This window comes from Methanocalculus taiwanensis (assembly GCF_024372745.1).
Taxonomy (GTDB): domain Archaea; phylum Halobacteriota; class Methanomicrobia; order Methanomicrobiales; family Methanocorpusculaceae; genus Methanocalculus; species Methanocalculus taiwanensis.
The window spans coordinates 1-6,728 of record NZ_VOTZ01000043.1 but is presented as its reverse complement, the minus strand read 5'-3'; the positions used below and the strand labels follow the sequence as shown (position 1 = coordinate 6,728).

Annotated in this window: 7 protein-coding genes; 5 read left to right on the top strand and 2 right to left on the bottom strand. The window is 51.8% G+C overall.

Features of this window, described 5'->3' with window-relative positions:
* Positions 1–240: 240 nt before the first annotated feature.
* Positions 241–684: an RNA-guided endonuclease TnpB family protein gene (locus FTO68_RS11485; RefSeq protein WP_255333554.1), complete on the bottom strand. Its 444-nt coding sequence runs from the start codon at positions 682–684 to the stop codon at positions 241–243.
* A gap of 176 nt (positions 685–860) precedes the next feature.
* Between FTO68_RS11485 and FTO68_RS11480 the strand changes: the two genes are divergently transcribed.
* From FTO68_RS11480 to FTO68_RS11460, 5 genes are all read left to right on the top strand, one after another.
* Entirely contained in the window at positions 861–1,238 is a 378-nt protein-coding gene (locus tag FTO68_RS11480; protein WP_255333553.1) for a cell division protein SepF, read from the top strand.
* Positions 1,239–1,763 carry a ZPR1 zinc finger domain-containing protein gene (locus FTO68_RS11475; protein WP_255333552.1) on the top strand — a complete coding sequence of 175 codons (525 nt, stop codon included), beginning with the start codon at positions 1,239–1,241 and terminating at the stop codon, positions 1,761–1,763. It begins immediately after the preceding gene.
* A gap of 5 nt (positions 1,764–1,768) precedes the next feature.
* On the top strand, positions 1,769–2,986 hold the full coding sequence (locus tag FTO68_RS11980) for a GntT/GntP/DsdX family permease (RefSeq protein WP_255333551.1): 1,218 nt from the start codon (positions 1,769–1,771) through the stop codon (positions 2,984–2,986).
* On the top strand, positions 2,986–4,650 hold the full coding sequence (locus FTO68_RS11465) for a small ribosomal subunit Rsm22 family protein (RefSeq protein WP_255333550.1): 1,665 nt from the start codon (positions 2,986–2,988) through the stop codon (positions 4,648–4,650). The genes FTO68_RS11980 and FTO68_RS11465 overlap by 1 nt, the downstream gene beginning before the upstream one ends.
* Before the next feature lie 96 nt (positions 4,651–4,746).
* A complete protein-coding gene (locus tag FTO68_RS11460) occupies positions 4,747–5,793 on the top strand; it encodes a PAS domain-containing sensor histidine kinase (RefSeq protein WP_255333549.1) in 1,047 nt (348 codons plus the stop codon).
* A 37-nt stretch (positions 5,794–5,830) separates the two neighbouring features.
* On the opposite strand, the gene FTO68_RS11455 is transcribed toward FTO68_RS11460, so the two are convergent.
* Positions 5,831–6,466: an OST-HTH/LOTUS domain-containing protein gene (locus FTO68_RS11455; protein WP_438362309.1), complete on the bottom strand. Its 636-nt coding sequence runs from the start codon at positions 6,464–6,466 to the stop codon at positions 5,831–5,833.
* Between the last annotated feature and the right edge of the window lie 262 nt (positions 6,467–6,728).

Below are 6,728 nucleotides of genomic sequence, written 5' to 3'. Positions count from 1 at the left end.
ATTCTGATTATCGGAAAGATAATCTTCGATAAATGCATAGGTATCCATGGCCCTGTGTCTCCTTTCTGCAAACAATGGTAGGCTGCAGGGCCAATTTAATTTTTACAGAAGATTTGTTACGTTACCATGGTGTGGTGGTGCCCGGAGAGATGAGAGAGGGCTCTGGTTCAGGGTTTCCATCATCAACGAGGATGCTGATGAACCACTTCCCGGTTGAAGTCACAGAGACTGTGGCGTACTTCACCTTCCCGGTGAAGAACCGATGAAGAACCGATGAAAGATTGTCTTGATCTCCCCTATCTTCGGCAGTTTGATCCGCCCATGCTCGAAGTTCATCCGGTAGTGTTGGGGCACCTGAAAGGATTGTACCGGATTCTTCTTTGACTTGAACCGGGGAAATCCCTTCTTCTCACGGAAGAATCGGGTGAAAGCGTTGTTGAGGTTCTTGTTCGCGCTCTGAAGCGATTGGGAGTTGACGTCTTTGAGCCACGGGTGTTCTTCTTTGAGCGCGGGAAGATTATTGTTCAGGTCGAAGCAGGAGAGTTTTCGCCCTTCCTGCTCGTATGCCCGGATCTTCTGCTCCAGAGAATTGTTGTACACAAACCGACAGGCATGGATATGTTTCATGAGGAGCGTACCCTGCTCTCTCGAAGGATACATCCGATACTTGTAGGCCTGGAGCATACAAACAATATTTGCCTTATAATAATATGGGGTTTTTGGTAGTCTCTCCAGGAATCTGACGAAGGGAGGCTCTGCTCTCATCCCCACCCTTCAGGGTGGGATCTTCCCGCTCCGCCCCCTTCACCCCCGCGAGATATAAGGATACAATTAATAACTACCAATAGAAAGGATTCTACATGGGATTTCTTGATTCCATCATTGGCGGAAAGGGTGCCACCCCTAAGGAAGAGGAGTATATGGATCTCGACCTCGCTGCATATGAGGATGCAGCGGCAGGGGAGGAGCCTGCTCTGATGTATATCAAAATTGCAACGATCAACGACCTCAAGGATACGCCACGAATCAAGGACGAGGTGTACAATAATAACATCGTGATCATTGATATCCAGAAGCTGAAGCTCGATAAGATCACCTTTGAACGGGTGATGAAGGACTTAAAGGATGTTGCACGTGATGTAAACGGCGATATCATCGGCATCGGCGACCAGCGCTATGTCGTCATCACGCCAACATCGGTGAAGATATCACGGGAGAAGATCGGTGGAGGCAACTAGGTGAAGCAGGCCCTCTCCGGCCCCTGCCCGCTCTGCGGAGAAGAGATAGAATATATTTACCAGACCGAGAATATCCCCTTCTTCTCCGATATTCTCCTGATGTGCGGCCTCTGTGAGGCATGCGGCTTTCGTCTTACGGATACGATGATCCTGGCAGATCGTGGACCGGTCAGGTATGAGTTTGATGTCTCCTCTGCTGCGGATCTCTCCACCCGCGTCGCACGATCAACCTCGGGTACCATTGAGATCCCCGAGCTTGGCATATCAATCAGTCCGGGGCCTGCATGCCAGGGGTTCGTATCAAATGTCGAGGGAGTGCTCGCACGTGTCGAGGATGCAATCAAAACCACCCTCCTCTCAGCAGATGATGACGAACGGCGGGCTGCACTTGACGGGCTAGAAACCCTCGCCCATGCTAAAGAGGGGGAGATACCATTTACCCTGATCATCGAGGATCCTTCAGGGAACAGTGCAATACTATCAGATAAAGCGCGAAAAGTGCCGTTTGTTCCCAAAGAGGAGTGAAGTAAGTGGAGACTCTCTCCGCTTTTCTCATCTGCATCCTCGCTATAACCATTGCCACTGCCCATTTCAGGTTTCCTCCTTTTCCAGTCCTTTTCGGTGCTGCAATCGGGTACGGAATACTGGCAGGAATTCCTTTTGAGATAATCATCGATGCTGCGAGTCTGGGTGCCGGACGGATCTTTACCATCCTCGGTGTCGCGGTATGGGGCGGATCGATCATCGCCTTCTCACTTGCCAGAGGCGGGGGAATTCAGAGGATACTTGCCGATCTCCACTCGATCTCATCCCGCCCGGCAGTTTATGCCGGACTTGCGGGATGGCTTCTTGCAGTTCCGTTTATGTGCGCGATCACACCATTTCTTCTCCTCGCACCCCTTCTGAAAGGCATAACAGCAGATCCAGAAAAGGCAGGAATACTCCTCTCCCTTGCCGCCGCTGGATCGGTGCTCTCATTTGTCCTGGTCGCACCTGCACCTGTGATGGCAACCCTCATACAGGTCTTCTCAACCGATCCCGGGCTGAACCACATTACAATTCCCCTCTCACTGATCCTCCTGCTCCTGATGATCATCCTTTCCGGCCGTGGTATCCGCATGGAAAAAGAAAAGGATGAGAGGGGGGATCAGACCAGACGATCCGCGGCATGGGCACCCATTATCGTGCCGATCGCAATCATCGGAATCGGGTTACTGCTGCCGGGAATGGGGGCGGAGACCATCCTCCCTGTTGCCCTTCTTTCAGGAGCCATAATCGCGGTGCTTTTGATCGCAGGTCCACTCCGCCGTGAGGCGATGAGCAAGGGGACAAAACATGCAGGCATAATCATCTTTGATCTCTGTGGTGCCGGTGCACTCGGTGGAGTTATCGCGGCGAGTTCGTTTTCCACAGATGCAGCAAGCCTCCTTGGAACGGTTATCCCACTTGCAGTGATACCCTTTATCCTTGCCTGCTTCATCCAGACTGCACAGGGCTCCCGGCTCGTCACCGCCGTCATCACCGCGGATATTATCGCTGGAACGGCTATCCCCGATCTAATACCTTCATCAGCCCTCTTCCTGATGATTGCCGCAGGAACGATGGTGATCAGCTATGCAAGCGATCCCTTCTTCTGGCTCGTGAACAGGACAACACACCAGAGTGTTTCTGAGACGGTGAAAACATTCACCCTGCCGCTTGCCACAGCAGGGTGTGTGGTGTTTGGTATTGCGATACTTCTGATCTGATGCTGAACGTCAGAAAAGAGCACATTCACCAGACACCACCGGTGGGTTTCATCATCACTGCACTCCGATTGGTACAGGAGGATCAGATGAGGGACGAGACGATACGGAAGAAGTTCATCAGGTGGACAGAAGAGCGAACCCAGTTTGCACTCTCCTCCTTCTTTGCAGAAGCGGACGACCCGCGAGGGCACCAGCATATCCTGAATGAGATACTGCCACTCCTCTCTGAATGCGGGTGCGAGATGGTGAAAAGGGAGGGGGATCTGATCATCCGATGGAAAGAGCAGAGCCCCTGTATTCCTGCAGATATTCCGGAGATACGGAAGGTTGAATCCCCCATACAGACCGCCATTGAGTCATTTATTACAGCAAAAACCGGCAAGCCCTGGAGTGATCCTGCCACTCTTGAGCGGATACGGGAGGCGGTCGTTGCCCAGAAAGATACCTACTGGAAGGAGGGGGATGAACGGATCATCAGATATACAAGCGGATACAGTATCTTCGCCTATCTCGCCTACCATTTTCCCGTCTATTACATCCAGATGCGCCATCTCATCCGGGAACTGATGAATGACGGGCTTCTGCCTCAGAGGATGGCAGTCCTTGATGTCGGATCGGGGCCGGGAACAGTGACACTTGCCCTTGCCTCGCTCTTAAACGATATACCTGGCTGCCGGGCAACGGTCCACTCAATCGAACAGGCCGGCGAGTTCATTGAGGCATATCGCCAGATTGCAGTGCCGTTTGCAGAGAAGGGCAGAAGAGTAACCGCCCTCCCTCCTCTGGCAACTGATATCACCGATCCAAAGTCCCCCCTCCATGAGGGTCCGTATGACCTGATCGTCTGTGCGAATGTACTCAACGAGATCCATGACATAACGATCCGTGAAGAGACGGTCATGAGGCTTGCCAGCAGACTCAGGGAGAACGGGACTCTCCTCATCTGCGAACCTGCCGATCTCGCAAACGCAACCACACTCCGCGACCTCTCCCGCCGCCTGAAGAAGCGGGGACTCTCAATATATGCCCCATGCAATGACATCCGGGGCGTGCCCTGCATGGTTGAGCGATGCTGGAGCTTCATTACCCTGCCGGAGATGGCACCAACACGGCTGATGAATGCGGTGGCAGCAGGCGACGAGTCATTTAGGTTCTATAACACAGATATCAAGACCGCGTTTGCGATCCATAGAAAAGACGGAAAGAAGAGGGTCAGTTACCGCGTGCCACCCGGTACAAAAGCTGAACGGATATCCCGCCTCTCGCGGCATGAAGAGAAGAAGATCAATATCATCGCATCAAAGATCTCAGAAAATATCGGCGATTCCGGCACCTTTCTCTACCGGATCTGTGACGGTACCGGAAAACGTGAGGCATATGCTGCCCTTCCTGCCTACCACATAACCGAAGAGAATGCAATACTCCGTCAGGCAGCATACGGATCGGTTCTCAGGTTCAACCGGGTACTGGTCAGGCACCACAAAAAATATGATGCATACCACCTTCTCCTCACAAAAGAATCAACCGTTGAGCTGATCGAAGGTGAACTGCCGGAAGGGGAGCCTGCTCCGGTACGAGAGGCAAGGCGGGAGACAAAAAAGGCAGTAAAACGCAGAAGAGAAGAGAGCACGAAGGCGAAAGGGAAGAAGACTTCCCGGCGATGAACAGAATGTCCGGAACTGACTGACTGTATAATCTCCTTTTTAGCGAATCCATTATCTATGCCGCCTTAGATACACTAGCATCAGGCAGGTTTAGTCATGGATGGGAAGAAAGGAGATACTGGCGAAACACATATCGAAACAGCACTTGCCGCAGGAAGTCTTGCATGGTGGATATGGGATGTGGAAACCGGACATGTCGATTACAGCCCTGAAAAGGCAACGATGCTTGGATATGACCCATCTGATTTTCCCAATACAGTCTATGAGATCACCGATCTGATCCATCCCGATGACCATGAGAATACAATGGATGCCATGCGGGATCATCTTACAGGAAAAAAACCAATGTATGAGGCAGAATATAGGATAAAAACGTCAGATGGAGGATATCTCTGGTATTATGACCGGGGAATGGCAACCAGGTGGAATCCTGACGGGAGCCCGGCAACCCTCACAGGAATTGTGATCAACTTCGATCCCTGGAAAAAGGCGGAAGAGGCGATCCGCCTTGCCAATACCAAACTAAATCTCCTCTCAAGCATCACCCGCCATGATATCCTCAATTCGGTTACTGCCCTCCTTGGATACCTGAGTTTTGCAATGGAAGAGGCAACACCAGCAACAGAAGAATTGATCCAGAAGTCGCTCGCCCAGGCAAAGACGATCCAGCGGCAGATCGAGTTCACCCGTGATTACCAGAATATCGGGATCACAGAACCCCGCTGGTATCGGATCAGGGATCTTGTGGAGAATGCATCCAGCCAGCTGAACCTTGCAGGAATATCCATTGAGATACAGGTTCAGGATATTGAATGTTATGCCGATCCACTCATCGAGAGGGTTTTTTACAACTTAATCGAGAATGCCATCCGCCACGGAGGCAAAATCACCCATATCACCTTCTCAAGCCGGACTGAAGAGGGAGGGATTGCCATTCTCTGTGAAGATAATGGATCAGGAGTCCCGGAAGATAAGAAAAAGGCAATATTTGTCAGGGGATACTATACCAATACCGGATTTGGGCTCTTCCTCTCACGCGAGATCCTCTCAATCACCGGGATGAGCATCACCGAGGAGGGAGTCCCCCGCAAGGGCGCCCGTTTCGCCATCCATATCCCAAAAGGTTCGTACCGTCAGGTGTGAAACAGGGCTTGCCAATCCTCCCGAAATAACCACCCCTTTACCGGACCACCCGTTCAACCTCAGAATCGTCCATGTCAGGGAAAATCCGCTTGACGGCTTCGCGGGCAGATGCAAGGTAGACCGCCTCGATATCGGCAACAGACCTGACAAACTCATTCAATACCTGTGGCGAATCAATTGGTGGGACCATGGGATCTTTCCGGTAATACCGGAAGACGCGCCCCTCTCCCCCAAGGCCGAAGAGGACACGGTTTAAGGTTGCTTTTGAGACCGACTGATCTATCTTCGGATGTATGGAAGATGCCATCTCATGGATGGATCGTGGGCGCCTGTCCTTGAAGAGAGCAAGGATCTGCTCAAAGATCTGGGTGCGGATGGCCCGATCCCCGATGAATCGGAGCCGGGAGTTTAAACAGGTCGCCAGGCATTCATCTGCATCAACGTAGACCGAATTGATCTCATCAAGATCACGGAAGCTGACAAGGGGATGGCCGGTTCTTCGGTCGGTGATGATCCCCTCCACCACATCACCTTCGAGTGATTCGATGAATTTTTTGAATGAGGAGAAACCAATCTTCTTCTCTGAGAAGGCCGGATTGATCCTGATCAGCTGGTTCTTTAAGTCAGAGAGGAACACCGGCCCTTCATCGGTTCTCGTCTTCACAAACCGAATCAGAAGTTCGCGTGCCGCGATCCTGTCCCCTTCGATGATCGCCGGATCACCATCCGATGTTGGATCAATACTGAAAGCGGCATTGAGGGCGAGGAGCTCGTCGAGTGACTGGAATTTCGTACAATTCTCCTTGATTTCACAATCCGCACCCCCTGAACCAAAAGAGCTGAATTAGGGCCCCTAAAGACAAAAAGGAGTCAATTAGTCCGACACTCGATCCCTTCTCATCTCTCTCCCGGCAACATAAACACTCACTCTCACC